This is a genomic window from Curtobacterium sp. BRD11 (assembly GCF_031844345.1).
In the GTDB taxonomy this organism is placed as follows: Bacteria; Actinomycetota; Actinomycetes; order Actinomycetales; family Microbacteriaceae; genus Curtobacterium.
Genome location: NZ_JAUZUZ010000005.1, coordinates 62978 through 86732 on the forward strand (window position 1 = coordinate 62978; position 23755 = coordinate 86732).

General features: G+C 71.6%; 28 protein-coding genes, 1 tRNA gene and 1 pseudogene. 13 read left to right on the forward strand and 17 right to left on the reverse strand.

Annotation, left to right across the window (positions count from 1 at the left end):
- Window positions 1–112: 112 nt before the first annotated feature.
- Both Q9R28_RS12240 and Q9R28_RS12245 read right to left on the reverse strand, forming a co-directional pair.
- Window positions 113–343 carry a hypothetical protein gene (locus Q9R28_RS12240; protein WP_311206222.1) on the reverse strand — a complete coding sequence of 77 codons (231 nt, stop codon included), beginning with the start codon at window positions 341–343 and terminating at the stop codon, window positions 113–115.
- Between the two features lie 83 nt (window positions 344–426).
- A complete protein-coding gene (locus Q9R28_RS12245) occupies window positions 427–720 on the reverse strand; it encodes a hypothetical protein (RefSeq protein ID WP_311206223.1) in 294 nt (97 codons plus the stop codon).
- Window positions 721–1249: 529 nt separating this feature from the next.
- On the opposite strand from Q9R28_RS12245, the gene Q9R28_RS12250 reads away from it, so the two are divergent.
- Window positions 1250–1711: a hypothetical protein gene (locus tag Q9R28_RS12250; protein WP_311206224.1), complete on the forward strand. Its 462-nt coding sequence runs from the start codon at window positions 1250–1252 to the stop codon at window positions 1709–1711.
- A 505-nt stretch (window positions 1712–2216) separates the two neighbouring features.
- Here Q9R28_RS12250 and Q9R28_RS12255 read toward each other — a convergent pair.
- From Q9R28_RS12255 to Q9R28_RS12265, 3 genes are all read right to left on the reverse strand, one after another.
- On the reverse strand, window positions 2217–3029 hold the full coding sequence (locus Q9R28_RS12255; RefSeq protein WP_396137160.1) for a MerR family transcriptional regulator: 813 nt from the start codon (window positions 3027–3029) through the stop codon (window positions 2217–2219).
- Window positions 3013–3549: a VOC family protein gene (locus Q9R28_RS12260; protein WP_311206226.1), complete on the reverse strand. Its 537-nt coding sequence runs from the start codon at window positions 3547–3549 to the stop codon at window positions 3013–3015. The genes Q9R28_RS12255 and Q9R28_RS12260 overlap by 17 nt, the downstream gene beginning before the upstream one ends.
- Window positions 3550–3761: 212 nt before the next feature.
- A tRNA-Gln gene (locus tag Q9R28_RS12265) sits at window positions 3762–3833 on the reverse strand.
- A 94-nt stretch (window positions 3834–3927) separates the two neighbouring features.
- Here Q9R28_RS12265 and Q9R28_RS12270 point away from each other — a divergent pair.
- The 3 genes from Q9R28_RS12270 to Q9R28_RS12280 are packed head-to-tail and all read left to right on the forward strand — an operon-like array spanning window position 3928 to window position 5547.
- On the forward strand, window positions 3928–4422 hold the full coding sequence (locus Q9R28_RS12270; RefSeq protein WP_209683931.1) for a MarR family winged helix-turn-helix transcriptional regulator: 495 nt from the start codon (window positions 3928–3930) through the stop codon (window positions 4420–4422).
- A 58-nt stretch (window positions 4423–4480) separates the two neighbouring features.
- The gene (locus Q9R28_RS12275) at window positions 4481–4948 is read left to right on the forward strand and encodes a VOC family protein (RefSeq protein WP_311206227.1); all 468 of its coding nucleotides are present in this window, start codon (window positions 4481–4483) and stop codon (window positions 4946–4948) included.
- 35 nt (window positions 4949–4983) lie between these two features.
- Window positions 4984–5547 carry a hypothetical protein gene (locus Q9R28_RS12280; protein WP_311206228.1) on the forward strand — a complete coding sequence of 188 codons (564 nt, stop codon included), beginning with the start codon at window positions 4984–4986 and terminating at the stop codon, window positions 5545–5547.
- 60 nt (window positions 5548–5607) lie between these two features.
- On the opposite strand, the gene Q9R28_RS12285 is transcribed toward Q9R28_RS12280, so the two are convergent.
- The 8 genes and pseudogenes from Q9R28_RS12285 to Q9R28_RS12315 all read right to left on the reverse strand — a co-directional run bounded on the left by Q9R28_RS12285 (window position 5608) and on the right by Q9R28_RS12315 (window position 11502).
- Window positions 5608–6930, reverse strand: a complete 1323-nt coding sequence (locus Q9R28_RS12285) for an ABC-F family ATP-binding cassette domain-containing protein (protein ID WP_396137164.1) — start codon at window positions 6928–6930, stop codon at window positions 5608–5610.
- Window positions 6931–6986: 56 nt separating this feature from the next.
- Window positions 6987–7455: pseudogene (locus Q9R28_RS16825) on the reverse strand (ATP-binding cassette domain-containing protein); the annotation flags it as partial.
- A 221-nt stretch (window positions 7456–7676) separates the two neighbouring features.
- The gene (locus Q9R28_RS12290; protein ID WP_209683939.1) at window positions 7677–8075 is read right to left on the reverse strand and encodes a PLD nuclease N-terminal domain-containing protein; all 399 of its coding nucleotides are present in this window, start codon (window positions 8073–8075) and stop codon (window positions 7677–7679) included.
- Between the two features lie 91 nt (window positions 8076–8166).
- Window positions 8167–8796, reverse strand: coding sequence for a hypothetical protein (locus Q9R28_RS12295; RefSeq protein ID WP_209683941.1), 630 nt, complete (start codon window positions 8794–8796; stop codon window positions 8167–8169).
- Between the two features lie 33 nt (window positions 8797–8829).
- Window positions 8830–9258: a molybdenum cofactor biosynthesis protein MoaE gene (locus tag Q9R28_RS12300; protein WP_311206230.1), complete on the reverse strand. Its 429-nt coding sequence runs from the start codon at window positions 9256–9258 to the stop codon at window positions 8830–8832.
- Window positions 9255–9767, reverse strand: a complete 513-nt coding sequence (locus Q9R28_RS12305) for a molybdenum cofactor biosynthesis protein B (RefSeq protein WP_066652261.1) — start codon at window positions 9765–9767, stop codon at window positions 9255–9257. Before Q9R28_RS12305 ends, Q9R28_RS12300 begins: the two co-directional genes overlap by 4 nt.
- Window positions 9764–10264, reverse strand: a complete 501-nt coding sequence (moaC, locus tag Q9R28_RS12310) for a cyclic pyranopterin monophosphate synthase MoaC (protein WP_066652259.1) — start codon at window positions 10262–10264, stop codon at window positions 9764–9766. The genes Q9R28_RS12305 and moaC overlap by 4 nt, the downstream gene beginning before the upstream one ends.
- Window positions 10261–11502, reverse strand: coding sequence for a molybdopterin molybdotransferase MoeA (locus tag Q9R28_RS12315; protein ID WP_311206231.1), 1242 nt, complete (start codon window positions 11500–11502; stop codon window positions 10261–10263). Before Q9R28_RS12315 ends, moaC begins: the two co-directional genes overlap by 4 nt.
- A gap of 117 nt (window positions 11503–11619) precedes the next feature.
- On the opposite strand from Q9R28_RS12315, the gene Q9R28_RS12320 reads away from it, so the two are divergent.
- From Q9R28_RS12320 to Q9R28_RS12355, 8 genes are all read left to right on the forward strand, one after another.
- Window positions 11620–12480 carry an MTAP family purine nucleoside phosphorylase gene (locus Q9R28_RS12320; RefSeq protein ID WP_251160616.1) on the forward strand — a complete coding sequence of 287 codons (861 nt, stop codon included), beginning with the start codon at window positions 11620–11622 and terminating at the stop codon, window positions 12478–12480.
- Entirely contained in the window at window positions 12477–13550 is a 1074-nt protein-coding gene (locus Q9R28_RS12325) for an NAD-dependent epimerase/dehydratase family protein (RefSeq protein ID WP_311206232.1), read from the forward strand. Before Q9R28_RS12320 ends, Q9R28_RS12325 begins: the two co-directional genes overlap by 4 nt.
- Before the next feature lie 435 nt (window positions 13551–13985).
- Complete coding sequence (locus Q9R28_RS12330; protein WP_058728516.1) at window positions 13986–14729, forward strand: glycosyltransferase family 2 protein; 744 nt, start codon at window positions 13986–13988, stop codon at window positions 14727–14729.
- Window positions 14726–15376, forward strand: a complete 651-nt coding sequence (locus tag Q9R28_RS12335; RefSeq protein WP_311206233.1) for a DUF2064 domain-containing protein — start codon at window positions 14726–14728, stop codon at window positions 15374–15376. Before Q9R28_RS12330 ends, Q9R28_RS12335 begins: the two co-directional genes overlap by 4 nt.
- Entirely contained in the window at window positions 15373–16035 is a 663-nt protein-coding gene (locus Q9R28_RS12340) for a class I SAM-dependent methyltransferase (protein WP_066652249.1), read from the forward strand. The genes Q9R28_RS12335 and Q9R28_RS12340 overlap by 4 nt, the downstream gene beginning before the upstream one ends.
- 120 nt (window positions 16036–16155) lie before the next feature.
- Window positions 16156–16401 carry a hypothetical protein gene (locus Q9R28_RS12345; protein WP_311206234.1) on the forward strand — a complete coding sequence of 82 codons (246 nt, stop codon included), beginning with the start codon at window positions 16156–16158 and terminating at the stop codon, window positions 16399–16401.
- A 163-nt stretch (window positions 16402–16564) separates the two neighbouring features.
- Window positions 16565–18184 (forward strand): phosphoglucomutase (alpha-D-glucose-1,6-bisphosphate-dependent), encoded by a 1620-nt coding sequence (gene pgm, locus Q9R28_RS12350; protein WP_311206235.1) that lies wholly within the window; start codon window positions 16565–16567, stop codon window positions 18182–18184.
- Window positions 18185–18396: 212 nt separating this feature from the next.
- Entirely contained in the window at window positions 18397–20811 is a 2415-nt protein-coding gene (locus Q9R28_RS12355; protein WP_311206236.1) for an MDR family MFS transporter, read from the forward strand.
- 89 nt (window positions 20812–20900) lie between these two features.
- Here Q9R28_RS12355 and Q9R28_RS12360 read toward each other — a convergent pair whose 3' ends face one another.
- Together Q9R28_RS12360 and Q9R28_RS12365 are read right to left on the reverse strand one after the other, a co-directional pair.
- A complete protein-coding gene (locus tag Q9R28_RS12360) occupies window positions 20901–21407 on the reverse strand; it encodes a hypothetical protein (protein WP_311206237.1) in 507 nt (168 codons plus the stop codon).
- Window positions 21408–21474: 67 nt separating this feature from the next.
- Window positions 21475–22371 (reverse strand): DNA-methyltransferase, encoded by an 897-nt coding sequence (locus Q9R28_RS12365; RefSeq protein ID WP_396137161.1) that lies wholly within the window; start codon window positions 22369–22371, stop codon window positions 21475–21477.
- 79 nt (window positions 22372–22450) lie between these two features.
- Between Q9R28_RS12365 and Q9R28_RS12370 the strand changes: the two genes are divergently transcribed.
- The gene (locus Q9R28_RS12370) at window positions 22451–22735 is read left to right on the forward strand and encodes a GNAT family N-acetyltransferase (RefSeq protein ID WP_311206238.1); all 285 of its coding nucleotides are present in this window, start codon (window positions 22451–22453) and stop codon (window positions 22733–22735) included.
- A gap of 18 nt (window positions 22736–22753) precedes the next feature.
- On the opposite strand, the gene Q9R28_RS12375 is transcribed toward Q9R28_RS12370, so the two are convergent.
- Both Q9R28_RS12375 and Q9R28_RS12380 read right to left on the reverse strand, forming a co-directional pair.
- Window positions 22754–23083 carry a hypothetical protein gene (locus Q9R28_RS12375; protein WP_209683961.1) on the reverse strand — a complete coding sequence of 110 codons (330 nt, stop codon included), beginning with the start codon at window positions 23081–23083 and terminating at the stop codon, window positions 22754–22756.
- Window positions 23084–23202: 119 nt separating this feature from the next.
- On the reverse strand, window positions 23203–23724 hold the full coding sequence (locus tag Q9R28_RS12380; RefSeq protein WP_311206239.1) for a hypothetical protein: 522 nt from the start codon (window positions 23722–23724) through the stop codon (window positions 23203–23205).
- Window positions 23725–23755 lie beyond the last annotated feature (31 nt).

A 23755-nucleotide genomic window follows, 5' to 3' on the forward strand; every position in this document is an offset into this window, starting at 1 on the left:
AGCTGTCCGGTAGCCGATGGCAGCCCGGACGGCAGACAGGGCCGCCATCGCGATGAGGGCAAGTTCCGCTCGCGACGATCACGATCGGCGCCGGTCAGGAGTTCCTGGGCCCTCAGTGTTGCGGGAAACGGTCGGACCGGGCGAACAGCATCAAGCTGACGACGAGGAGCACCACGCCGATGTACGCAAGAGGCTGACCGAGGAACAACAGAACGCCGGCACCGATGTTCGCGCCGCCGTCCGGATCCGACGTGACCTCTGCGAGGAACGCGCCGCCGCAGAGAAGGCCTCCGACAGCGAGGAGGATGCCACCGATCAGGCAGGCGAGGCGAGACGAATTCATCGCCGCATCCTCTATGGAATCGGACGAAAAGTCGACATTGAGGCAGTCTCAGTAGCCGATGCCTGACCGTACGGCTCTGAGGTCTACAACCCCTTGCGCTTGTTGGTCTCCCAGTAGCCGAGCACCACGTCGTCTTCCTCCGGCAACTCTCGTTCGACGAGCAGTAGCAGACGATGTCCTTGACGTTCGTGGGAGCCCGCAGCAGCCTCAGTCGGCCAGCCAGTTTCGATGCCGTAGTTCTCGTTGAAATCGTGAGCCCATTCGAGGATTTCGCGCTCAAGTCGGGGCGAGAACGATGGCGTGCGGGCCACGCAGAGACCGTCGTCGTGCCACAACGGCCAGTCGACGCTGTACTCGTTCATCAACCGGTAGCGCATACACGCAGGATCGCCCAGGAGGCGAAACCCTGTCCGATAGCCGATCGACTACCGGGCACTCCTAGGCTCGGGCTACGGGGACGAACAAGGATCGACGGCTGGCAGCGATCGTCGGGAGCACGGTGATGGTCATGGGTCTCGGGGTAGCCATCTCGGCAGGATTCGGCCTCTTCGGTTCGTGATCTGATCCGTCGGCCGGCTTGCGTAGAGCACCTTGCGTCGGGGTCCTCGAGCAGGAGCGGGCCGGTGGGCTCCCAGCCGACGAGCGCGCGCGTCCGACGGCTCGACGCTGGCTGATCGCCCCCGGGCAGTGCTCCGAAGACGCCGAGGGTGTCGGGGTCGACCGGCTGGGCAGGGAGGCCGGTCTGCCTGCTGACGGCGTCGGCGAACGCGCGCAGCGGAGTTCGGGGCGCTCGTGCGGCAGGAGGCGGCGGCGCTGTAGGCGGCGGCGGTCGAGCCGCAGCAGACGGCGGGTCGCGGAACGAGCCCGGCGAGCGCGAGGTGTTCGGCTTGTTCGCGGATGCCAGTAGTGGCACGGATCGCCGATTCGAGTGCAGACGGGCGTTCCACGGGTTTCGGGGATCCGTTCCGCGGGTCGCAGCGCTCCTGCCTCTGGCAGTATGCCGAGAGCTCGGCGCAGTTGGCGTACGAGTTCGAGAAGCCTCCGTCGATCTTCACGGAGTTCGAGACGAACGGACTGCATGCCCTGGCTACGCGGCTTCGAGCGGCCGAAGATCGTAAGGCGGTCGGTGAACCAGCCCCGTCGATCGACACCGTGGGCGCTCATTGGGTCGACACGATCAACGCATGGGAGTGGTGGGACGAAACTCGACAAGTTCCCGAGAACGAGGGCCTCTGGCGGAGCGGCGAAGACGTCGATGCAGCGTTTGCGCACTTCGACGAACGTCGAGGAGGCTTCATCACCAGATCGGCGCAGCTGCGTGAGGAGCTACAGGTGATCATCGACCGGATTGACGCACGCCACAGCTGACGGCGGCTCCGCTGGCGCTCAGTTCGTCAGCGGAGCAAGTAGGGCTGAGCGACGAGCCGCGGAGCGTCCGTTGAGCGACTCTCGTCCGAGAGCGATCGAGGATCAACGATGGCCGCGGCGGATGCGGTGCCACAGGGCGACCACGCGGTCGCGGAGCAGATAGGCGACACCCAGCACGAGGACAACGAGAGGCAAGGCGATCGGCCAGGCTGTAGTGAAGGTGAGAAGGACCGCGACAGCTTCGAGACCGATCAAGGAAACAGCTCCGAGATAGACAGTCCCCGCCTGGGTAGACAAGCGCCAGGTGAACGCGGTGAACCATGATCTCGTGCGCGCTCTGAACCTGTGACTACTTCTCACATCGACAGCGTACGTCAAGCGTTCGTCGCGGTAGCGGATCGGCCATCAGGCGGTTGAGACGCGGCGACGTACATCGAAGCGATGGAGGAGTAGCGACACGGCCGCTAGCAGTTGCACGCTCGGCGCGACCCGCGACCCGCGACCCCTAACGCCAGGTGGCGGTGTCGGGGTCGATGCCGCTGGCGCGTGCGCTGGCGTCGATGATGCGTCGCAACCATGAGGCGAGCCCGCCGCGGACTCCGTCGTAGTGTGCGGTGTACGCGGGATCGGCTTCGTACATGCGGCCGAGGACGACCTGCATCTGCTGAGTGATCGGGAAGTAAGCGGAGAACACCCGACGATGCTTCTCCGCTAGAGCATCCGCAGTTGGGCTGCCGGGCTCGACCCCGGCGTCCATGGCGTTGGCCAGGTCCCGATCAAGCGCCGCTGCTGCATCGGCGACGGCCTGCCATTCGTCAGTGGTGCGTGACGCGGAGCGTTCGGCGTACTGCCTCCACTCCGGAGTATCGCCGTAGCGTCGCCTTGCCTGGGCTGGCCACTGCGGATTCCAATCAGGCCCGAACATTGCGGTCTGCTCTTCAACAGTCATGAGCAGCCCGTGTTCGTGGGCCTCGGCCATTCGGGCCAGATCATCGCCGAGCGCGTTGAGATGATCGATCCGCGCCGCAAGCTGGTCCTGCTGGGCGCGCAGCGCACTGACGACAGCCGCGCTCGGGCCGTCGAGGACGCTTCGGATGGCTTCCAGGTCGAGTCCTAGTTCGCGATAAACAACGATGCGCCGCAGCCGCTCGAGGTCGTCATCGGCATAGAGCCGGTACCCGGCAGTTGTCCGTGACGACGGCGTCGCCAGGGCGATCTCATCCCAGTGATGCAATGTCCGGACAGTCACGCCGAGGCGCGCCGCGGCCCGACCAACGGTCAGGTCCACGGCGTCGCTGTCATCAGGCACGGGCTCCATTCTTCTCACCATCGGTGTCCGGCGCGGTGATGCCGATCGATTCCAGGTTCTTGGCGGTCTGGCTGGCCGGATCGAAGGGCTTCGCGGCGGTGAAGACGACTCGTGCTTTCTCCGGCGTGATCACCTCGACATCGCGGGTGCCCCAGGGCGTGTCCCGCGGCTCGCGCACAACGCCCGCGTCGTGGGCCCGGCATGCGGCCACGAGGGCGTCGATCTGGTTCAAGACGCACGCGAAGTTGAAGCTGACCGTCGGCACCTGGTCCGGCGCCGATGCAGCAGGGACCAGCAGGACATCCTGGAAGGCCCACCGGCGCAGGTGCACGAGCTGGTAGGGCACGCTGAACAGCTCGAAGAAGTCCAGGGCACGGGTCCAGTAGTCGACGGAAGCGGTCAGGTCGGTTGTCGGGATTGTCACGAACGACGGCATCCCGTAGATCCCGCGATACGGCTCGGGCGCAACCGCGTCGGGTCCAGGAGCCGGGACTGGGCTCACCTCAAAAGCGTTGTAGTAGTTGCTCATGCACTTCATGTTCTGCCCTCACGTGACGTGAGGGTCAAGTCGGGGAAGCCCCGGGACCAACCCGGTGGCCCGGTACAGCTGCAGGCGGCGGAAGTGTGTACGCCGAACAATCGGTCACCGAAAGCGGCCCTCCAATCCGGTTCTCGCGGCGCCAAGCTCCCCCAGGCGCGAAAAGTCTCAACCCGAACGCCGAAAACTCGGATCACCCCGCGCTCCGCCTCCAGGATTCGAACCCGGACCTAACGGCACCAAAGGCCGTCGTGCTGCCGTTACACCAAGGCGGAACACACCGGACGGGGTGGAGCCCATCCGGTGCCCGTCCATCCTCCCACGGCCCGGGCGCTGGCCGCGCGCGACCGGTTCGGCCAAGATGGAGGGATGCCGCAGCAGGACGAGGTCGACCGGATCGTCGCGGCGTGGGGTCGGGAGCGGGGCGACCTGGACTTCGGGCCGCTCGAGGTCCTGTCCCGCGTCGACCGGCTCGCCCGGCACCTCGACCGCGCACGACGGGCCGCGTTCGACGCGAGCGACGTCGAGCCGTGGGAGTTCGACGTGCTGTCGGCGCTGCGGCGTGCAGGCGAACCGTACGAGCTCAGCCCGAAGGCGCTGCTGCAGCAGACCCTGGTGTCGAGCGGGACGATGACGAACCGGGTCGACCGGCTCGCGGCACGAGGGCTAGTGAACCGGCGGACGGACCCGCGGGACGGTCGGGGCATCCTCGTGTCCCTCACGGCGAGCGGTCGCGCGGCCGTGGACGCCGCGATCGCGGACCTGCTCCAGGCCGAGCGCGCGATCCTGTCCGGGGTGTCCGAGGACGAGCAGGCGCGGCTGTCCGGGCTGCTCCGACGACTCATCCTCGGGCTCGGCGACTGACGGCAGCCGGCAGCCGGCAGCCGGCGGCCGGCGGCCGGTCCGGCGTAGCGTGCGCGGCATGCACGCCATCACCCTCGCCGTGGCCGACGTCGGACGCTCGGCAGCCTTCTACCGCGCACTGCTCGGCATCGACGGCAGCGGGATCATCGGCACCGAGTACCCCGCGTCCGAGACCGCGGCGGGCGGCACCACCGCGATGTTCACCCTCGACGACGGGCTGATCGTCAGCGTCTACGGGCGCGAGGACATGCGGAAGGACTCCGGCGTCGCACTCGCCGAGGCACCGAGCACCACCATCGGGCACTTCGAGCCGTCGCAGGAGGCCGCACAGGCGTTCCTCGACCGTGCGGCAGCCGCCGGAGCGACGATGCTCGCGGCGCCGTACACGCGCCCGTGGGGCATGTGGTCCGGCTTCTTCCAGGACCCGGACGGCCACCTCTGGGAGGTCGTGGCGAACCCCGGTGGCGGTGACCCGGCCGGAGCGGACCCCGAGCAGGACAGCGTCGACCCGGAGTCGATCGAGTAACGTCTCCCGACCCTGACCTGCCCTACGGTTGCGACATGGACAGAGGACGGGCCGTCGTCGGAGCGAGCATCGTCGGGGCACTCGTGCTCGCGGCGGGCCTCGCGATCGAGCTCGCACCCGCCCGGGGACTGTCGACGGACATCCTGGGTGGCTGCGTGAGCGGCACCTTCCCCGACGACGACAGCGACGCAGCCGCCTGGTTCCTGACGGAGTTCGCCAACGACAACGCCCACGACGTGCACGTCCGCACGGTCCGGGTCGACACCGTGCAGGGCGTGCGGCTCGAACACCTCGCGCTCGCGCCGCACCCGACCGCGGACGCTGCCGGGCTCACCGTCACCGAGGACGCCGCGCGCCCGTCGGAGTACGGCCGGACGGTGCCGGTCGACAGTGGGCTCGTCGTCCCGCCGCACGGGCACCTCGACGTCGTCGGTCGGTTCGTGCTCGACCCGGACCAGCGCGCCGGGTTCGTCCGCGCCGTCGTCGTCACCGAGCAGGACCGGCTCGGCCGACTGCGCACGGTCACGGATCCGTCCGCCTACGGCGTGGGCCGGGGCGAGGACCTCGAGCCGACCGAACTCGGCTGCGAGGGCCCCTGACCCGGGCCACCCGGTAACGCTACGTCGGTCGAGCTACGGGTCTCCGACCCGCGGCCCCCGCTACACCCCGAGCTGCTCGGCCACTTCGAGCCAGCGCTCCTCGAGCTGCTCGACCTCGGCGTCGAGGGCGCCGAGCTTCGTCTGCAGCGCTCCGAGCCCCGCGTAGTCCGACTGGTCGTGCGCGGCGAACGCGTCGAGCAGCTTCTGCCGGTCCTGCCCCGCCTTCGCGATCTTCCGGTCGAGGGCCGACATCTCCTTCTCCGCGGCGCGACGGTCCGCACCCGACAGGCCGGGCGCGGCAGGGTTGGTGGACCCGGCCGCGGCACCGCCAGAGCCGCCTGCCGGAGCCGTGTCGGGCCTCCCGGCCGAGGCGGCGGCGGCCGCAGCAGCCGTCTGCGGGACGGAACCGGACGCGCGCAGCCGCATGTACTCGTCGACGCCACCGGGCAGGTGACGGAGGTGCCCGCCGAGGACCGCGTACTGCTGGTCGGTGACCCGCTCGAGCAGGTACCGGTCGTGCGACACGACGAGCAGGGTGCCCGGCCAGGTGTCGAGCAGGTCCTCCATCGCGGCGAGCATGTCGGTGTCGAGGTCGTTCGTCGGCTCGTCGAGGATCAGCACGTTCGGCTCGTCGAGCAGGATGAGCATGAGCTGCAGGCGGCGCTTCTGCCCGCCGGACAGGTCCTTGACCGGCGTGGACAGCTGCTCCGAGGTGAAGCCGAGCCGCTCGAGCAGCTGCGACGGCGTCATCTCCTTGCCGTCTGCGACGTAACTCGTCTTCTTGCGGGCGACGACCTCGCGGACACGGTCGTCCGCGAACTGCTGCAGGTCGGCGAGCTGCTGGTCGAGCACCGCGACCTGCACGGTCTTGCCGGTCTTCACGCGGCCGGTGGTCGGCTGCAGCTTGCCGGACACCAGGTTGAGGAGCGTGGACTTGCCCGCACCGTTCGGTCCGAGGATGCCGGTCCGCTCCCCCGGTGCGATCCGCCACTCGACGTCACGCAGGATCACGTCGTCGCCGAACGAGACACCGATGTCGAGCAGGTCGACGACGTCCTTGCCCAGCCGGGCGGTCGCCATCTGCGACAGGCCGACGGTGTCACGGATCGGCGGCACGTCGTCGATCAGGGCGTTCGCCGCGTCGATGCGGAACTTCGGCTTGCTGGTCCGCGCGGGGGCACCGCGGCGGAGCCAGGCGAGCTCCTTGCGGGCCAGGTTCTGCCGCCGCTGCTCGCTCGCGGCTGCCTGCCGGTCACGCTCGACGCGCTGCAGGATGTACGCCGCGTAGCCGCCCTCGAACGGCTCGACGACACCGTCGTGGACCTCCCACGTGTCGGTCGACACCGCGTCGAGGAACCACCGGTCGTGCGTCACGACGACCATGCCGCCCTGGTTCGACGACCACCGGCGGTTGATGTGGTCGGCGAGCCACTGGATGCCCTCGACGTCGAGGTGGTTCGTCGGCTCGTCGAGGAACAGCACGTCCCAGTCACCCACGAGCAGCTTCGCGAGCGCGATCCGTCGCCGCTGCCCACCGGACAGGTCGTCGACCGTGGCCTCCCACGGGATGTCGGACACGAGGCCGCCGATGATGTCGCGGATCTTCGGGTCCCCGGCCCACTCGTGTTCCTCGAGCTCGCCGACGACGATGCTGCCGACGGTCGCCCCCGCGGGCAGGACGTCGCGCTGGTCGAGGTACCCGACGGTCAGGCCGCGCCGGTGGGTGACGCGGCCGGCGTCCGGCTCGAGGCGCTGCGCGAGCAGGGCGAGCAGGGTCGACTTGCCGTCACCGTTGCGGCCGACGACGCCGATGCGGTCGCCCTCGTCGAGGCCGAGGGTGACGCTGTCGAAGACGACACGGGTGGGGAACTCGAGATGCACGTTCTCGGCGCCGAGGAGATGAGCCACCCGTCAAGGGTAGGCGGCGCGGCGGGGTGTGGGCGCCGCGGGGTGCGGGTGGGGGCCGGAGTGGCCCCGGTGGTTCGGTGGTGTTGTGTGCTCCCGCACAACCGTAAGCACGTCGCGCCACGAAATTCCGCGGCGCGACGTGCTTTGGGTTGTGCTGCGGCGAGCGGGGTGGCGGCTGCGGCGAGCGAGCGGGGCAGCGGCTGCCGGCCTGGAGGCGCGGCTCAGCTCCCCGGGGTCGGCTCGCCCTCGCCCGCGGCCTCCTTGGCACGCCGGAGGCGCGCCTGCGCCTCCCAGTACTCGATCTCGCGTTCGAGCTCGGCGAGCTCCTGCTCGGTGCCGTTCACGCGCTTGTCGCCGTGGGCGGCGCGGGCGTGACCGATGCTGGCGTACCGGTCCTCGTGACGGTTCGGCTCGAGGTAGCGGCCGTGGTTCCGGTCGTTCGCGCTCCAGTCGTGCCCGACGGCGAACCACACGATGCTGCCGACCACGGGCACGAAGATGCAGATCAGGACCCAGGCGAACTTCGGGAGTCCGCGGACCTGGTCCTCGCCCCGGGTGACGATGTCGATCAGGGCGAAGACGAGCAGCACGATCCCCGCGCCGTACAGCAGAACGCTCATGGCTCCGGATTCTATGGATCCGCCGAGTGCGGGACCATGCCCTGAACGGGTGCCGGGATCACGATCCTGCGTCGGTCTCCTGCGGTGCCGCTCAGGTCGTCGGCCTCGGGGCCTCGATCGCGGGGGTGCGGTCGGCGAGCCAGCGTCGAGCAGCGACGGCGTCACGGGCCGACACGACACTCGACCCAGTGGCGAGCAGGCCGGTGGCGACGTACATCGGCCACAGCTCGCTTCCCGTCGCGGTTGCCGCCACGCTGCTCACCGCGAACAGACACAGCACGACGAGTTCCTGTCCGGCTGCCGCCTGGGCGGCGGCCGCGTCCACGACCCGCCGTCGGTCCTCCGGCACCGGTCGACTCCCGTGGAAGGCCTGGCGGACGGCGTGCCGCTCGCGGGTCTGCAGCAGTGCGACCACGGGAGCCGGGGGCACACCGCGGCGGCGGCGGACGACGATCGCTGCGACGACCTGCACCACCGTGCCGGCCAGGGCAGCGGCAATGACGACCGTGGTGGTGACCGTCCTGCCGGGCGCACCGGACGGGAGCACGAGCGCGAGGACGACCAGCGCGACCGCCACGGCGGCCGAACCGACGAGCACCCACACGACGGGAGCCGCCGTACGCCGACGCGCCGACGGATCGGCCGCGGCGAGGACGACCTGTGCGCGCTCGTCCGCCAGGGCCCACCGATGCGCGGCAGCGGTCAGTTCGTCCGTGATCATCGCCCCGAGCCCATCACCAGGAGCCCGGTCCCGTCACAGCGCAGCGACCCACTCGTCCGTGCCGTCCGTGAACTCCTGGCGCTTCCAGATCGGCGTCCGCTCCTTCACCAGGTCGACGAGCGCGGCGCAGGCTGCGAAGGCCTCGGCACGGTGCGGCGACGCCACTGCTGCGGCGAGCGCCACGTCCCCGATGCCGAGCGCGCCGACGCGGTGCAGCACGGCGATGCGGACCTCGGGGTGGTCGGCGGCGATCGACCGGGCGACCTCGGCGATGACGTCCCCCGCGCTCGGGTGTCGTTCGTAGTCGAGTGCCGTGACGCCCTTGCCCTCGTCGTGGTCGCGGACGACCCCGGCGAAGGTCACGACGGCGCCGTCGCGGTCGGTCGTGACGGCAGCGGAGACCTCGTCCACCGTGATCACCCGGTCCACGACGTCGGCCACGACGACACGGTCGCCGCTCACGACGCGCTCCGGGGTGCGTGGCCCTCGCCGTGCAGCTGGGCCAGCACGTGGTCGAGCACCCCGTCCAGCACCGCGAGCCCGTCGGCGACGCCCCCGCGCGATCCGGGCAGGGTCACGACGACGGTGCGGCCACCGGCGATGCCCGCGACCCCGCGGGTCAGCAGCGCGGTCGGACCGGCACCGGCGAGTCCGCGCCGGCGGATCTCCTCGGTGATGCCCGGCAGCTCGAGGTCGATCAGGGGTGCGACGGCCTCGGGCGTGCGGTCGGTCGGGGTCACGCCCGTACCGCCCGTGGTGACGACGACCTTCGCGTCCGCGAGGAGCTCGGCGGACACCGTCTCGGCGATCGGGCCGCCGTCGGGCACGATCGTCGGCTCGGCGACGGCGAAGCCGCGCTCGCGCAGCCACGCGGCGATGACGGGTCCGGTGCGGTCGAGCGCGGGGTCGGTCGAGGCCTGCGTGGAGACCACGACGACGCCCGCGCGGCCCCTGGTCGGTTCGGGGTTCATCGGTTGCTCCAGTCGCCCGAGCGTCCACCGTGCTTCTCGAGCACCCGGACGTCCGTGATCACGGCCGTGCGGTCGACGGCCTTCACCATGTCGTACACGGTCAGTGCCGCGACGCTCGCGCCGGTCAGGGCCTCCATCTCGACACCGGTGCGGGAGGTCGTGCGCACGGAGACCTCGATCCGCACGCGGTCGCCGTCGCCGGTGATGTCCACCTCGACCCCGGCGATGGGCAGCGGGTGGCAGAGCGGCACCAGGTCCGACGTCTTCTTGACGGCCATGATCGCCGCGATCCGGGCGGTGCCGATCACCTCTCCCTTGGGCAGCGACCCGTCGAGGATCCGCTCGACGACGTCGGTGCGGGTCACCAGCGTGGCCGTGGCCGTGGCCGAGCGGGCAGTGACGTCCTTGTCGGATACGTCGACCATGTGCGCGGTGCCGTCGGCGCGGACGTGCGAGAGCTCGGCGTCGCGCACGCCGTTCGGGTGGTCGTCGGTCATCGGAGGCTCCAGACGGTCAGCGGGTCCCCCGGTTCGACGGAGTCGGTGCCGAGGGGGACGTGGACGAGGTGGGTGGCAGCGGCGAGGTGCCCGAGCAGGTGCGAGCTCGGCCCGCCCACGAAGTGCACACGCCCGTCGGCGACCCGGCCGCGGCGGACCTGGTGCTTGCCGACGGGTGAGCTCGCCGACTCGGCGGCCGGCAGCTCGGCGGTCGGGCGGTCCGGTGCACCGACGAGGGCCGCGAGCGCCGGCCGCAGGAACACCTCGAACGACACGAGGGCGGACACGGGGTTGCCCGGGAACGCCACGACCGGCACTCGTCGACCGGCGAGGTCGGCGAGTCCGAGGGCCTGGGGTCCGCCGGGCTGCATCGCGACCGGGGTCACGGCGAGTCCGCGCGGCTCGAGCACCTGACGCACGACCTCGTACGCCCCCGCACTGATCCCACCGGTGGTCAGGACGACGTCGGCCCAGTCACCGACGGCCGACTCGAGCCCCGGCAGGAAGGCGTCCGGGGCGTCGCTGAGCCAGACGCCACGGGCGATCGCACCGACCTCGGCCAGGGCCGCACGGAGCGCGACACCGTTCGCGTCGCGGATCACCGCGCCCGTTCCGTCCAGCCCGTCAGGCGCGGCGTCACCGGCGAGTTCGCTGCCGGTGGACACGACGAGCACGTGGACCGGGCGGACCACGGACACCTCGCCGACACCCGCCGAGGCCAGGGCCCCCAGGAGCGCCGGCGTCACCGGGGACCCGGCCGGGGCGAGCTCGGCGCCGACGGCGACGTCGCTGCCGACCCGGCGGACGAACGTCCCGGTGGTCGTCCCGGCGGGCACGGTCAGCACGTCGAGCCCCAGCGCCGCGGGGAACGCCCCCGGCGGTGTCGCCTCCACCGGCACGACGGCGTCCGCGCCCTCGGGGATCCGCGCCCCGGTCATGATCGGCGCAGCGGTGCCCGGGCCGAGCGGTGCCGGCACGGCCCCGGCGGGGATCGGGTCGACCACGCGGACGTCGTGGCCGGCATCGGTCGACCGGACGGCGAACCCGTCCATCTGGCTGTTGTCGAACACCGGCAGCGGGACCGGCGCGGAGACGGCCCGGGTGAGCACCCGGTACCCACGGCCGGCACCGGCGCCGTCCGCCAGCGCGTCGAGCGGCAGGGTCTCCTCCGCCCGCGCAGCGAGCACGGGCGCGAGGAGCGCGGCGACCTCGTCGCGGTGCTGACCGATCGTGCGCACGGATGCCTCCGAACCTCGTGGGGACACCCCGTTCCCGGTCGATGCCGGAGGGGCGTCAGTAGCGTATCCAGGGCGCACCACGCGCCGAGGACATCCGGAGGACCTGTGGAGGACCACGTGACCACGACCGAACCTGTGGACGGAACGACGGCTCGCATCGGGGTGATCGGGGGCTCCGGCCTCTACCGCCTCTTCGAGGAGGGCACCGCCGACGAGATCACCGTGGACACGCCCTACGGCCCGACGTCGAGTCCGATCACGGTCGGCACGATGGCCGGCAAGCGCGTCGCGTTCCTCACCCGCCACGGTCGCGAGCACTCGGTCGCCCCGCACCTGATCAACCACCGCGCGAACGTGTGGGCCCTCCGGTCCCTCGGCGTGCGCGCGATCGTCTCGTCGAGCGCGGTCGGTGGCCTGCACCCGGACTACGCCCCCGGCACCTTCGTCGTGACCGACCAGCTGATCGACCGCACCTGGGGCCGGAAGGACACGTTCTTCGAGGACCAGGTGCAGCACCTGTCCTTCGCCGACCCCTTCGACCCGGTGCTCCGCCGCGCCGCGATCGACGCCGTCGCCGCGCTCGACGTGCCCTTCCGGCCGACGGGCACGTGCGTCGTCATCCAGGGCCCGCGCTTCTCGACCCGCGCGGAGTCGACCTGGATGCGCGAGGCCGGCGGCCACACGATCAACATGACGATGACGCCCGAGGTGCCGCTCGCTGCCGAGCTCGGCATCGGCACGGTCAACCTGTCCTTCGTGACCGACGCGGACGCCGGCCTGGCCCCCACCGAGGACGAGGCGGCACGGTCCACCGACGCCCCGGTCACCCACGGCGCCGTCATGGAGCGCCTGGCCCGCGCGAACGAGGTCATCGTCCGCGCCATCGGCGGCGTCGTCGCCGCGTTGCCCGACGACTACACCCCGCGCGAGCTCGTCCCCGCTGCCGCCAGCGCCAGTGTCCTCGGGGCGACGGCGTGAGCCGCCTGCTCGTCACCGGCGGCGCGGGCTTCATCGGGTCCGCGATCGTCCGTCGCGCCCTCGCCGAGGGGCACGAGGTCCGCGTGCTCGACTCCCTGCGTGACGACGTGCACGGCGACCCGGCCGAGGTCGTCCTCGCCCACGAGCAGCAGGGCCTGTCGTTCGTGCACGGTGACGTCCGTGACCGTGTGGCCCTCGAGGCGGCGCTCGACGGCGTCGACGTCGTCTGCCACCAGGCGGCCAAGGTCGGCCTCGGCGTCGACTTCCAGGACGCCCCGGACTACGTGTCGTCCAACGACGCCGGGACCGCGCACGTGCTCGCCGGTATGGACCGGCACGGCATCGGCCGCCTGGTCGTCGCGAGCTCGATGGTGGTCTACGGCGAGGGCGCGTACGAGACCGCCGACGGCGAGCCGATGCGGCCACCGGCACGACGACGCGAGGACCTCGACGCCGGACGCTTCGACCCGATCGGGCCCGACGGTCGCGCGCTCGTGCCCGGGCTGATCGACGAGTCGGCCGCCCTGGACCCCCGCAACGTCTACGCGCAGACGAAGGTCGCGCAGGAGCACCTGGCCTCGTCGTGGGCCCGCGCGACCGGCGGTACCGCGATCGCCCTGCGCTACCACAACGTCTACGGGCCGGGCATGCCGTCGAACACCCCGTACGCCGGCGTCGCGTCGCTCTTCCGCTCGGCCCTGGCCCGCGGCGAGGCACCCCGCGTCTTCGAGGACGGCCGCCAGCGTCGCGACTTCGTGCACGTGGACGACGTCGCGGGTGCCAACGCCGCGTCGATCGCCGCGACCGCGGAGCTGCCCGCCGAGACCTTCCGCGCGTACAACGTGGGCTCGGGCGTCGTCCACACCATCGGTGACATGGCCGCGGCCATCGCCGGGCCGGACGGCCCGCAGCCGGTCGTCACCGGGGAGTACCGACTCGGAGACGTCCGGCACGTCACGGCGTCGTCCGAGCGGATCCGTTCGGAGCTCGGCTGGCACGCGCAGGTCGACTTCGAGCAGGGCATGCGTGACTTCGCGACCGCACCGCTCCGCGCCGCCGTGCAGCGGTGACGCAGCGTCCAGCGGACGACGCCGCCTGAGACTCGTCTCAGCGGACACGGCTCGCGCCTCAGGGCGCGAGCCGTGTCCGCCCAGGCGAGTCTCGCGTCCGCCACCGCACCAGCGCGGGACGCCACCGCGCCAGCGCGGGGCGCCACCGCACCAGCGCGAGACGCCACCGCACCAGCGCGGGGCGAGCACGCACCACCCGCCCGCGCACGCGGACCCGGGACCGCACCCGGGCCTCCCGGCCGTCCCCCGATCGCGGGCCAGACGGTCCGATCACCGCGCTCGACACGCCCTGGGGGACAGGATCCTGTACCCCGCGACGTGTCATCGTGTTACGTCGTGAGCATGGACCGAACCCCACCCGCCGGCGACCAGCCCGACGAGGACGCGACGCGCGCGACCGGAGATCGGCCCCGTCGCCAGGGCGACCCGCACCGAATGGACCACATGACCGTCGACGTGATCCTCCCCTGCCTGGACGAGGCGGACGCGCTCCCGCGCGTCATCGGCCGCCTGCCCGAGGGGTACCGCGCCATCGTCGTCGACAACGGCTCGACCGACGGATCCGCCGACGTCGCCCGCGCCCACGGCGCGACGGTCGTCACCGAACCGGTCAAGGGCTTCGGCTCGGCGTGTGCCGCCGGCGTCGCCGCCGCGACCGCGGAGTACGTCGCGTTCTGCGACGCCGATGCCTCGATGGACCCCGCAGAGCTGCCCGACCTCGTCGCCCGCGTGGCCGACGGGCGGACCGACCTCGCCCTCGGTCGGCGCGTGCCGACCACCCGTGGCGCGTGGGCGCCGCACGCCCGCTTCGCTAACCGCGTGCTCGCGGTCCTGATGCGCCGCGCCACCGGCTACCGCCTCCGCGACCTCGGCCCGATGCGCGTCATGCGCCGCGCCGACCTGGTCGCCCTCGACCTGCAGGACCGACGCAGCGGCTACCCGCTCGAGATGGTCCTGGCGGCACACGCCGCCGGGTGGCGGGTCGACGAGTCCGACATCGGGTACGCCCAGCGCGTCGGTGACAGCAAGGTCACCGGCACGCTCCGCGGGACGGTCAACGCCGTCCGCGACATGTCCCGTCTGCTGCGCGAGTACGGCCGGGAGGCACGCCCCCGCGTGGTCGCGCCCGGTCCGGCCCGCGACGTGGCCGGGTCCACCACGGAAGGAGCACGCTCATGACGGACGTCACGGTGGTCGTCGTGGCCAAGGAGTGCCTGCCCGGCAAGGTCAAGACCCGGCTGACGCCGGCCCTGACCCCGGAGGGTGCTGCCCGCGTCGCCTCGGCCGCGCTGGCCGACACGATCGCGACGGTGCGTGCCCTGCCCGCCTCGCGTCGCGTGCTGCTCTACGACGGCGTCGTCCTGCCCGAGGGCACCGACGACTTCGAGGTCCTGCACCAGGTCGGTGGCGGGCTCGACGAACGCCTCGGGGCGATGTTCGACGCGATGACCGGTCCGACGCTGCTCGTCGGCATGGACACCCCGCAGGCCACCCCCGAGCACCTCGCACCCGTGTTCGACGACCCGGACCGCGACGCGTGGTTCGGTCCGGCGGACGACGGCGGCTTCTGGTCGCTGTACCTGCGCGAGCCCGACGGCGCCCTGCTCCGCGGCGTCCCGATGTCGCAGGACGACACCGGCGCCGTGCAGCTCGCGCGCCTGACCGACGCCGGCCTGTCGGTCGGCACCCTGCCCGCGCTGCTCGACGTCGACACCGTCGCGGACGCCGAGCAGGTCGCCGCCCTCGCGCCGACCTCGCGCTTCGCCACGGCCTTCGCCGCCGAGCACGACACGACCATGACCACGACGACCGGAGGTGCCCGATGACGATGCACGACACCGTCACGTTCGGCGCCGGCGGCGGCGAGCCGTACGCCCGCGCCCTGCAGACCGACGGCCACCTGCGCCTGACCGACCCGGAGCGTCCCGACGTCGAGGTCACGATGGACGTCGGCCGCTGGAGCGCCGCAGCCGACCGGATCGACCGTTCCCTCCTCGAGGGCGCGGACGGCCCCGTGATCGACATCGGGTGCGGCCCCGGTCGCATGCTCGTCGCCGCCCGGGCGCTCGGCATCCCCTCGCTCGGCGTGGACGTCTCCGCCGAGGCCGTCGCGATCGCCCGACGCTCCGGCGGCACGGCCGTGCAGGGCTCGGTGTTCGACCCGATCCCCGACGAGGGCCGCTGGGACACCGCCCTCGTGATCGACGGCAACATCGGCATCGGCGGCGACCCGGTCGCGCTCCTGGCCCGGTGCGGCGAGATCGTCCGCGACGGCGGCCGCGTGGTCGTCGAGACCCACGTGGACCGCGCGGCGGACCGTGCGTTCACCGCGCACGTGGTCGACGTGGACGGCAACCGGAGCGAGGGCTTCCCGTGGGCCGAGGTCGGCGTCGACGCACTCCTCCGTCACGCGGCCACGGCGGGGCTGCGAGCCCGGCAGAGCTGGACCGCCGACGGACGGACGTTCTGCGAACTCGTCGCGTGACCGCGTCGCGTTGTCTTGCATGATTCAAGACAACGCGGTAGCGTCGTGGGCAACAGCCGACGGCGTCCTGGTCGTCGGTCCGACGACCCGGGACCCTCGGCACGACGACGAGGAGCACCCGTGCAGAACCGACAGAACCCCCTCGGCGGCGCCTACGTCTCCGGTCTCGAGCAGCGCGACGAGCTCGGCGCGTACACGGTCGAGGCCGCATGGCGCCCGGTCGGCAGCTACACCGGCACCGGGGCGGGCCGTGCGCTCGGCCGCTTCGTGGACACCCAGTTCCGCCGTCCCGGCGCCGCGACGTCCTCGACGCGGACCGTGACCGGCTCGCTGCGGACGACGACCGGGTCGTTCCGGACCGCCTGAGCCCCGGCTCCCCCAGACCGCGAGCGGTCGCCCGGCCCGGGACGTCCCCCCACGTCCCCGGCAGGGCGGCCGCTCGTGCCGTACCGGGGCGGTCTCCTGCCGGACCCGTGCGGCTGCGTGACACCCGGCGACGCGCGGAGGGTCCTGGTGCCAGGATGGGCGCATGAACGACCGCGCCGGCACCCCCGCGACCGCAGACGACCTCGTCGACCTCGACGCCCTCCTGGCCGCGTACCACGAGCGTGTCCCCGACGTGTCGATCCCCGAGCAGAAGGTGGTGTTCGGCACCTCCGGCCACCGCGGCTCGTCGCTCGACACCGCCTTCAACGACACGCACATCGCCGCGATCACGCAGGCGATCGTCGAGTACCGCACCGAGCAGGGCACCACCGGTCCGCTGTTCATCGGCCGGGACACGCACGCGCTCTCCGCGCCGGCGGAGCAGACCGCGCTCCAGGTCCTGGCCGCCAACGGCGTCCGCGTGCTCGCCGACGCCGAGGACGGCTTCGTCCCGACGCCCGCACTGAGCCACGCGATCATCCGCTACAACCGCGCGGAGCACGGCGACACCGCCGACGGCATCGTCATCACGCCGAGCCACAACCCCCCTCGTGACGGCGGCTTCAAGTACAACCCGCCGCACGGTGGCCCGGCCGACAGCGACGCCACGTCGTGGATCGCCGACCGGGCGAACGCGATCATCGCCGGCGGGAACGCCGACGTCCGCCGCCAGGACGAGACCGCAGCCGAGGGCTACGACTACCTCGGCACGTACGTCGCGGACCTCGAGCACATCATCGACATCGACGCGATCAAGCGCGCCGGGGTGAAGATCGGCGCCGACCCCCTGGGTGGGGCGTCCCTGCCGTACTGGGAGCGCATCCGCGACCACTACGGCCTCGACCTGACCGTCGTGAACCCCGAGGTCGACCCGACGTGGGCGTTCATGACCCTCGACTGGGACGGCAAGATCCGCATGGACCCGTCGAGCCCGTCCGCGATGGCGTCGGTGCTCGCCCACAAGGACGACTTCGACGTCCTGACCGGCAACGACGCCGACTCGGACCGCCACGGCATCGTCACGCCCGACGGCGGCCTGATGAACCCGAACCACTACCTCGCCGTGGCGATCGAGTACCTCTACGCGCACCGCCCCGAGTGGCGCGACGACGCGGCGATCGGCAAGACGCTCGTGTCGTCGAGCATCATCGACCGCGTCGCGGAGTCGCTCGGCCGCCGGCTGTGGGAGGTCCCCGTCGGCTTCAAGTGGTTCGTCCCCGGTCTCATCGACGGCTCCGTGGCGTTCGGCGGCGAGGAGTCCGCGGGCGCCTCGTTCCTCCGCAAGGACGGCACGGCGTGGACGACCGACAAGGACGGCATCATCCTGGCGCTCCTGGCGTCCGAGATCACCGCGGTGACCGGCAAGACCCCCTCGCAGCTCTACACCGAGCTCACGGTGCGCTTCGGTGCGCCGGTCTACCAGCGGGTCGACGCCGCTGCGAGCAAGGAGCAGAAGGCCCGGCTCTCGAAGCTCGACGGCGACGCGATCACCGCCGACACCCTGGCCGGCGACCCGATCACCGCGAAGCTCTCGAAGGCGCCGGGGAACGACGCCGCCGTCGGCGGCGTCAAGGTGGTCACGGACAACGCGTGGTTCGCCGCACGGCCCTCCGGCACCGAGGACGTCTACAAGATCTACGCGGAGAGCTTCGTCGGGCAGGAGCACCTCGAGCAGGTGCAGCGCGAGGCGAAGGAGATCGTGGACGCCGCCCTGGGCGCGTAGTCCCCGACGACCGACAGGGGCGTCACCGGATCCGTCCGGTGGCGCCCCTGTCGCTCCTCCGCATCCGCCGGAGGACCCTGCCGATGTCCACAGGAACGAGGCGGATGGGAACAATCCGTTTGCGCTGGTTGTATTTTTGCAGTGCGCGCAACAACGCTCCCCCGCGCCCGGGCGAGAGCGACGCGCGAGCACCAGTACGCACGGGAGACCGAATGACCCAGACGGCGACCGCACCCGCGGCCCCCACCACGTCCTCGAACGCGGTGATGAACCACCGACAGATCCTGCTCGTCATCTACGGACTGATGGCCGGCATGTTCCTCGGCGCGCTCGACCAGACCATCGTCGGCACCGCCATCCGCACGATCGGCGACGACCTGCACGGGCTCGACCAGCAGGCGTGGGTGACCACGGCCTACCTGATCGCGTCCACGATCACGACGCCGATCTACGGCAAGCTCTCCGACATCTTCGGCCGCCGCCCGCTGTTCCTCACCGCGATCGGCATCTTCATCCTCGGGTCGCTCGCCGCGTCGTTCTCGACCTCGATGCTCATGCTCGCCGGGTTCCGCGCGCTGCAGGGCCTCGGCGCCGGCGGCCTGATGTCGCTGCCGCTCGCGATCATGGGCGACATGCTCGCCCCGCGCGAGCGCGCCAAGTACCAGGGCTACTTCCTCGCCGTGTTCGGCATCTCCTCGGTCATCGGGCCGCTCGTCGGCGGCCTGTTCGCCGGCGCGTCCGAGATCCTGTTCGTCAGCGGGTGGCGCTGGGTCTTCCTGGTCAACGTGCCCGTCGGCATCATCGCGCTCTTCATGGTGACGACGTTCCTGCACCTGCCGAAGTTCGGCGACCGCGGGAAGCCCCGCATCGACTGGTGGGGCGCCTCGCTGGTCATCGTCACCCTCGTCCCGCTGCTCCTCATCGCCGAGCAGGGTCGCGAGTGGGGTTGGGACTCCCCCGGCGCGATCGCCTGCTACGCGATCGGCGCGCTGGGTCTCGTCGCCTTCGTGATCGTCGAGCGCTCCATGGGCGACGACGCGATCCTCCCGCTCAAGCTCTTCGGCTCGCGGGTGTTCTCGATGGCCGCGGTCCTGTCCGTGCTCGTCGGCTTCGGGATGTTCGGCGCGATGCTGACGATCCCGCTCTACCTGCAGATCGTCAAGGGCGTCACCCCGACCGAGTCCGGCTTCGCCATGCTGCCGATGGTGCTCGGTCTGATGATCTCCTCGATCGCCTCGGGTCAGATCATCTCGCGCACCGGCCGCTACGGCGCCTTCCCGATCACGGGCACCGCGTTCACGGCGATCGGCTTCACGCTCCTCACCTTCCTGACCGCCGACAGCCCCCTCTGGTTCCTCATGCTCGGCATGTTCGGCATCGGTCTCGGGCTCGGGCAGCTCATGCAGACACTGACCCTCGCCGCGCAGAACTCGGTCTCCCCGCGGGACATCGGCGTTGCCACGAGTGCAGCGACGTTCTTCCGCCAGATCGGCGGCACGATGGGCACCGCGGTGCTCCTGTCCGTCCTGTTCACGCTCATGCCGACGAACATCACCGGCGCGATGCAGAACGAGTCGACGCTCAAGCCGGCCCTCACCGCCGCGCTCACCCCCTCGGTCGCCAGCGCGTCCGAGAACAAGGGCGTGATGGACCAGATCTGGTCGAAGATCGTCGACCCGGTGCAGCAGAACGTGCAGCAGGGTCTCGACCAGGGTGCCGCAGCGGCGAAGCAGGCCGCGGACCAGGCCGTGACGAAGCAGGTCACCGCGCAGGTGCAGCAGCAGGTCGCCGCCGGCCGGATCCCCGCCGCCTCCGCCGACTCGGTCATCGCCGAGCAGGTCGCCGCGAACAAGTCGGCCGCCGAGCAGCAGGCGCTCGAGACCGCCGCGTCCAAGGCGAACGCCGAGGTCGTCGACGGCACGCTGCAGATCGACTACAGCAACGCCGACCAGCGGAAGGCCGTGGTCGACGAGGTCGCGCCGAAGCTGGTCGACCAGCTGAAGAACGGCGACACGGCGGCCAGCTCGTCCGCCGGCTCGGCCACGAGCGACACGTCGTTCCTCAACGGTGCGGACCAGCGGCTCACCCGTCCGTTCCTGGTCGGGTTCAGCCAGTCGGCCGTCGTCGTCTACTTCGTCGGGCTGGGTGTCATCCTGCTCGCCTTCGTCCTGACCTGGTTCTTCCGGGTCCCGCCGCTCCGCAAGGTGTCTGCACTGCAGGAACAGGCGAACGCGGCGAAGGGCGACTCCGACCGCCTGGCAGCGGACGCGCAGCAGGCGGCGGCGGACACCGGCTCGCTGGTCACCCCGGACACGGTGTCGGTCCGGGCGGTCCCGACCTCGCCCGACGTCACGGTGCAGCAGCCGCAGGACCGGTCCGGAGGCTCCACCTCCGCCGCCGACCGGCCCGCCCCCGACACGGGTGCAGCTGACCGCGCCGGTCACGACCCCGAGGGCGGCACGCGGGCACCGCTCACCGACGCGACCACGCACGGCGCGCACGCCGCGGCGGCACCGGTGGACGAGCCTCCGGCCACGACCGCGACCATCCGGACGCACCCGGCGCACGCCGCGTCGGACGGGGCACCTGCCACGGCCGAGCACCACGGGCGACACACGGCGGAGTAGCCCGCCGCCGCTGGGAGGCGACATCCCCGACGTCGTACGACGTCGACGATGTCGCCTCCGTCGTCCCTACCGGGCGGGCGCCGCGCTCGTCAGCGCTGCCCGCGCTCCTGCTCCCGGAGCTCGACGTAGTCGCCAGCCGCGCACTCCGAGGTCGCACTGATCGTGTCGCCGCCGCCCAGGTCAGACGAGTTGAACGCGATGTTCGCGATCCCGGCGCCCCTGCCGTTGAGTCCGGAGTAGCTGCCGTCCCCGTTGGTGAAGCGCTCCGTCACGAGCCCGGCACGCTTCCACAGCGTGGTGAGGGTGCTGACATCGGTCTCGATGTCGCCGCGCTCGGCTCGCGAGGACAGGATCGTGGAGTGCACGCCCTCGCCGTTGCCGCGTTCGTCCGTGCACGTCCCGAGTCGTGGGCCCTCCTCCACGGTCCAGTCCCCTCCGAGCGCACTGGCGGAGTCGTCCACGATCTGCTGCACCGCTCGCTCCGCGTCCTCGGGCCGCGACGACGGGGAACCCGTCCCGCCCGTGCACCCGGCCGTGAGGGCGAGTGCACTGACCATCAGTCCGACCGCAGCCGTGCGGACCCTCTTCGCCGCCATCTCCCCCGTCTCCCCGGGCGCAACGCGTCCGCCCCGATCCATCCTGGCCGCTCCGGGCGGAAGGCGCTCAGTCCTCCTGCGCGACGGGAGACACGACCGCCGAACCGACCGCCGACTCGACCGCTGCGTGCGGCAACCGGCGCCGCATCACGTCGACCGCCACCGGGTTGTCGTCCACGAGCACGAACCGCCGGCCCAGGTCACGAGCGACCGCACCGAGCGTGCCGCTCCCCGCGAAGAAGTCGAGCACCCAGTCCCCCTCGCGCGACGACGCCTGCACCATCCGACGCAGGACCCCCTCGGGCTTCTGCGTCGGGTAGCCGGTCTTCTCGCTGCCGGTCGGCGACACGATGGTGTGCCACCACACGTCCGTCGGCAGCTTCCCGCGCTCGCGCTTCTCCGGCGTGACGAGTCCCGGCGCCATGTACGGCTCGCGGTCGACCGTCTCGGAGTCGAACCAGTAGCGCTCCGGGTCCTTCACGTAGACCAGGATCGTGTCGTGCTTGGTCGGCCAGCGCGTGCGGGACTTCGCGCCGAAGTCGTACGCCCAGATGATCTCGTTGAGGAACGCGTCGCGGCCGAAGAGCGCGTCGAGCAGCACCTTGGCGTAGTGGGCCTCGCGGTAGTCGAGGTGCAGGTACAGCGTGCCGTCGTCGGTGAGCAGCCGCCAGGCCTCGAGCAGGCGTGGCTCGAGGAACGCCCAGTAGTCCTCGAAGCGGTCGTCGAAGCGCATCAGGTCACCGCGGATCCGCTCGTAGGTCCGACCACGGAAGCCCGTGATCGTCCCGGCGTCGCCGACGGTCCGGCGCTCGGCGGTCACCGCGTGGCGCCGCTGCTTCCGTCCGGTGTTGAAGGGCGGATCGAGGTAGACGACCGTGAACGACGCGTCGGGCAGTGTCGGCAGGACGTCGAGGTTGTCGCCGAGCACGACGAGGTCGGGGCTCGAGTCGTCGATGCTGCGCACCGGACCATCCTCCCGCAGAGCGGACCGACGCCCGACCGCACCCAGCCCCCACCCCGTCCGACGGCGTACGGTCCCCTGCATGGCATCACCCGAGGTCCGCAACGACACCGACGCGCAGCAGTACTCCCTGGTCGAGGACGGCGAGGTCATCGGCTTCGCGGCGTACGAGGTCGACGGCGACGAGATCCGCTTCACCCACACCGAGGTCGACCCCGCGCACCGCGGTGGTGGCCACGCGTCGATCCTCGTCCAGCACGCGCTCGACGACGTCCGCGAGGGGTCCCTCCGGGTCGTTCCGCTCTGCACCTACGTCAAGGTGTGGATCGAGCGGCACCCGGACTACCAGGAGCTCACCACGCGCTAGCGCGGCAGGTGCTCGCGCTCAGTAGGTGCGGTCGAGCGTGCCGGGTCTCGCCTCGTGCCGCCCGCCGTGTCCGACCGCAGGCACACGGATGAGGACGGTGCCACTGAGCAGGTCGTGGTCGTCGTCGGCGGGCGTCGGGGCCTCCTCCGGGAGGCGCGACTGCCGCTCGTACTCGGCCTGCGTCTCGTGACGGGTCGGGGCGAACACCTCGTCCATCATCGCGCCGACACCGCCGGATCCGCCGCTGCGTGTGGCCTTGTTCGACAGGTCGATCCACCCCACGCGATCGGCGACCCACATCACGACGGCCGCCACGGCCACCGCCCCCAGGAGGATCAACCAGTTCACGGTCCCGACGCTACGTCAGTCGACCGGCCAGGGCCTCCGCCGCGCGGATGATCCTGGCGATCGGTCCGCCGCGCCGGCGGACTGCTCGCGAGCTCGTCCAACGGTGTCCGTCGTGCGGATCAGTCGACGACGACCGTCGCCTCCGGCTCGAAGCCGCGGTGCACGATGGAGACGTACCAGTACGAGACGACGTCGCCGTGCCGGACAGCATCGCTCGCGTCCGACTGCGGCTCCACCTCGACCGTCAGCCCGCCGCCGCGCGGCACCGTGACCGGCACCCTCGTGACCAGGCCGCACGGTACGTCGGTGCGCAGGACCTCGTCACGGCCGCCGGGTCCCACGGACACCCGCAGGCGCTTGCCGTCGACGCCGTTGCAGGCGACGAGGAGGTCCCAGTCGCCGGCGGGCGTCTCCGTCCCGGCCGCGCCACGGTCGAGTCCGTTCGACGAACCGAAGCCGCGGTCCCCGTCGAGCAGCGCTGCGTTCATCGCGTCGCCCCACCGGTCGAGTCCTGCCGCCCGTGTCGCGTCGGCATCGTCGGCCAGCAGTCCGGAGACAGGTGCGGACGAGCAGGCCGTCGCGACCCCGAGGACCACGAGTCCTGCGACCGTGGCGGACAGGAGACGGCTCGGACGACGCATGCGCAGAGCATAGAGGGCGCTCCGGATGGGC

Bases quoted from the DNA above. Each gene is read 5' to 3' on its own strand.
- Q9R28_RS12240 (WP_311206222.1), bottom strand. From the start codon at position 343: ATGAATTCGTCTCGCCTCGCCTGCCTGATCGGTGGCATCCTCCTCGCT.
- Q9R28_RS12245 (WP_311206223.1), bottom strand. From the start codon at position 720: ATGCGCTACCGGTTGATGAACGAGTACAGCGTCGACTGGCCGTTGTGG.
- Q9R28_RS12255 (WP_396137160.1), bottom strand. From the start codon at position 3,029: ATGGAGCCCGTGCCTGATGACAGCGACGCCGTGGACCTGACCGTTGGT.
- Q9R28_RS12260 (WP_311206226.1), bottom strand. From the start codon at position 3,549: ATGAGCAACTACTACAACGCTTTTGAGGTGAGCCCAGTCCCGGCTCCT.
- Q9R28_RS12270 (WP_209683931.1), top strand. From the start codon at position 3,928: ATGCCGCAGCAGGACGAGGTCGACCGGATCGTCGCGGCGTGGGGTCGG.
- Q9R28_RS12275 (WP_311206227.1), top strand. From the start codon at position 4,481: ATGCACGCCATCACCCTCGCCGTGGCCGACGTCGGACGCTCGGCAGCC.
- Q9R28_RS12280 (WP_311206228.1), top strand. From the start codon at position 4,984: ATGGACAGAGGACGGGCCGTCGTCGGAGCGAGCATCGTCGGGGCACTC.
- Q9R28_RS12285 (WP_396137164.1), bottom strand. From the start codon at position 6,930: ATGGTCGTCGTGACGCACGACCGGTGGTTCCTCGACGCGGTGTCGACC.
- Q9R28_RS12290 (WP_209683939.1), bottom strand. From the start codon at position 8,075: ATGAGCGTTCTGCTGTACGGCGCGGGGATCGTGCTGCTCGTCTTCGCC.
- Q9R28_RS12295 (WP_209683941.1), bottom strand. From the start codon at position 8,796: ATGATCACGGACGAACTGACCGCTGCCGCGCATCGGTGGGCCCTGGCG.
- Q9R28_RS12305 (WP_066652261.1), bottom strand. From the start codon at position 9,767: ATGAACCCCGAACCGACCAGGGGCCGCGCGGGCGTCGTCGTGGTCTCC.
- moaC (WP_066652259.1), bottom strand. From the start codon at position 10,264: ATGACCGACGACCACCCGAACGGCGTGCGCGACGCCGAGCTCTCGCAC.
- Q9R28_RS12330 (WP_058728516.1), top strand. From the start codon at position 13,986: ATGGACCACATGACCGTCGACGTGATCCTCCCCTGCCTGGACGAGGCG.
- Q9R28_RS12335 (WP_311206233.1), top strand. From the start codon at position 14,726: ATGACGGACGTCACGGTGGTCGTCGTGGCCAAGGAGTGCCTGCCCGGC.
- Q9R28_RS12340 (WP_066652249.1), top strand. From the start codon at position 15,373: ATGACGATGCACGACACCGTCACGTTCGGCGCCGGCGGCGGCGAGCCG.
- pgm (WP_311206235.1), top strand. From the start codon at position 16,565: ATGAACGACCGCGCCGGCACCCCCGCGACCGCAGACGACCTCGTCGAC.
- Q9R28_RS12355 (WP_311206236.1), top strand. From the start codon at position 18,397: ATGACCCAGACGGCGACCGCACCCGCGGCCCCCACCACGTCCTCGAAC.
- Q9R28_RS12360 (WP_311206237.1), bottom strand. From the start codon at position 21,407: ATGGCGGCGAAGAGGGTCCGCACGGCTGCGGTCGGACTGATGGTCAGT.
- Q9R28_RS12370 (WP_311206238.1), top strand. From the start codon at position 22,451: ATGGCATCACCCGAGGTCCGCAACGACACCGACGCGCAGCAGTACTCC.
- Q9R28_RS12380 (WP_311206239.1), bottom strand. From the start codon at position 23,724: ATGCGTCGTCCGAGCCGTCTCCTGTCCGCCACGGTCGCAGGACTCGTG.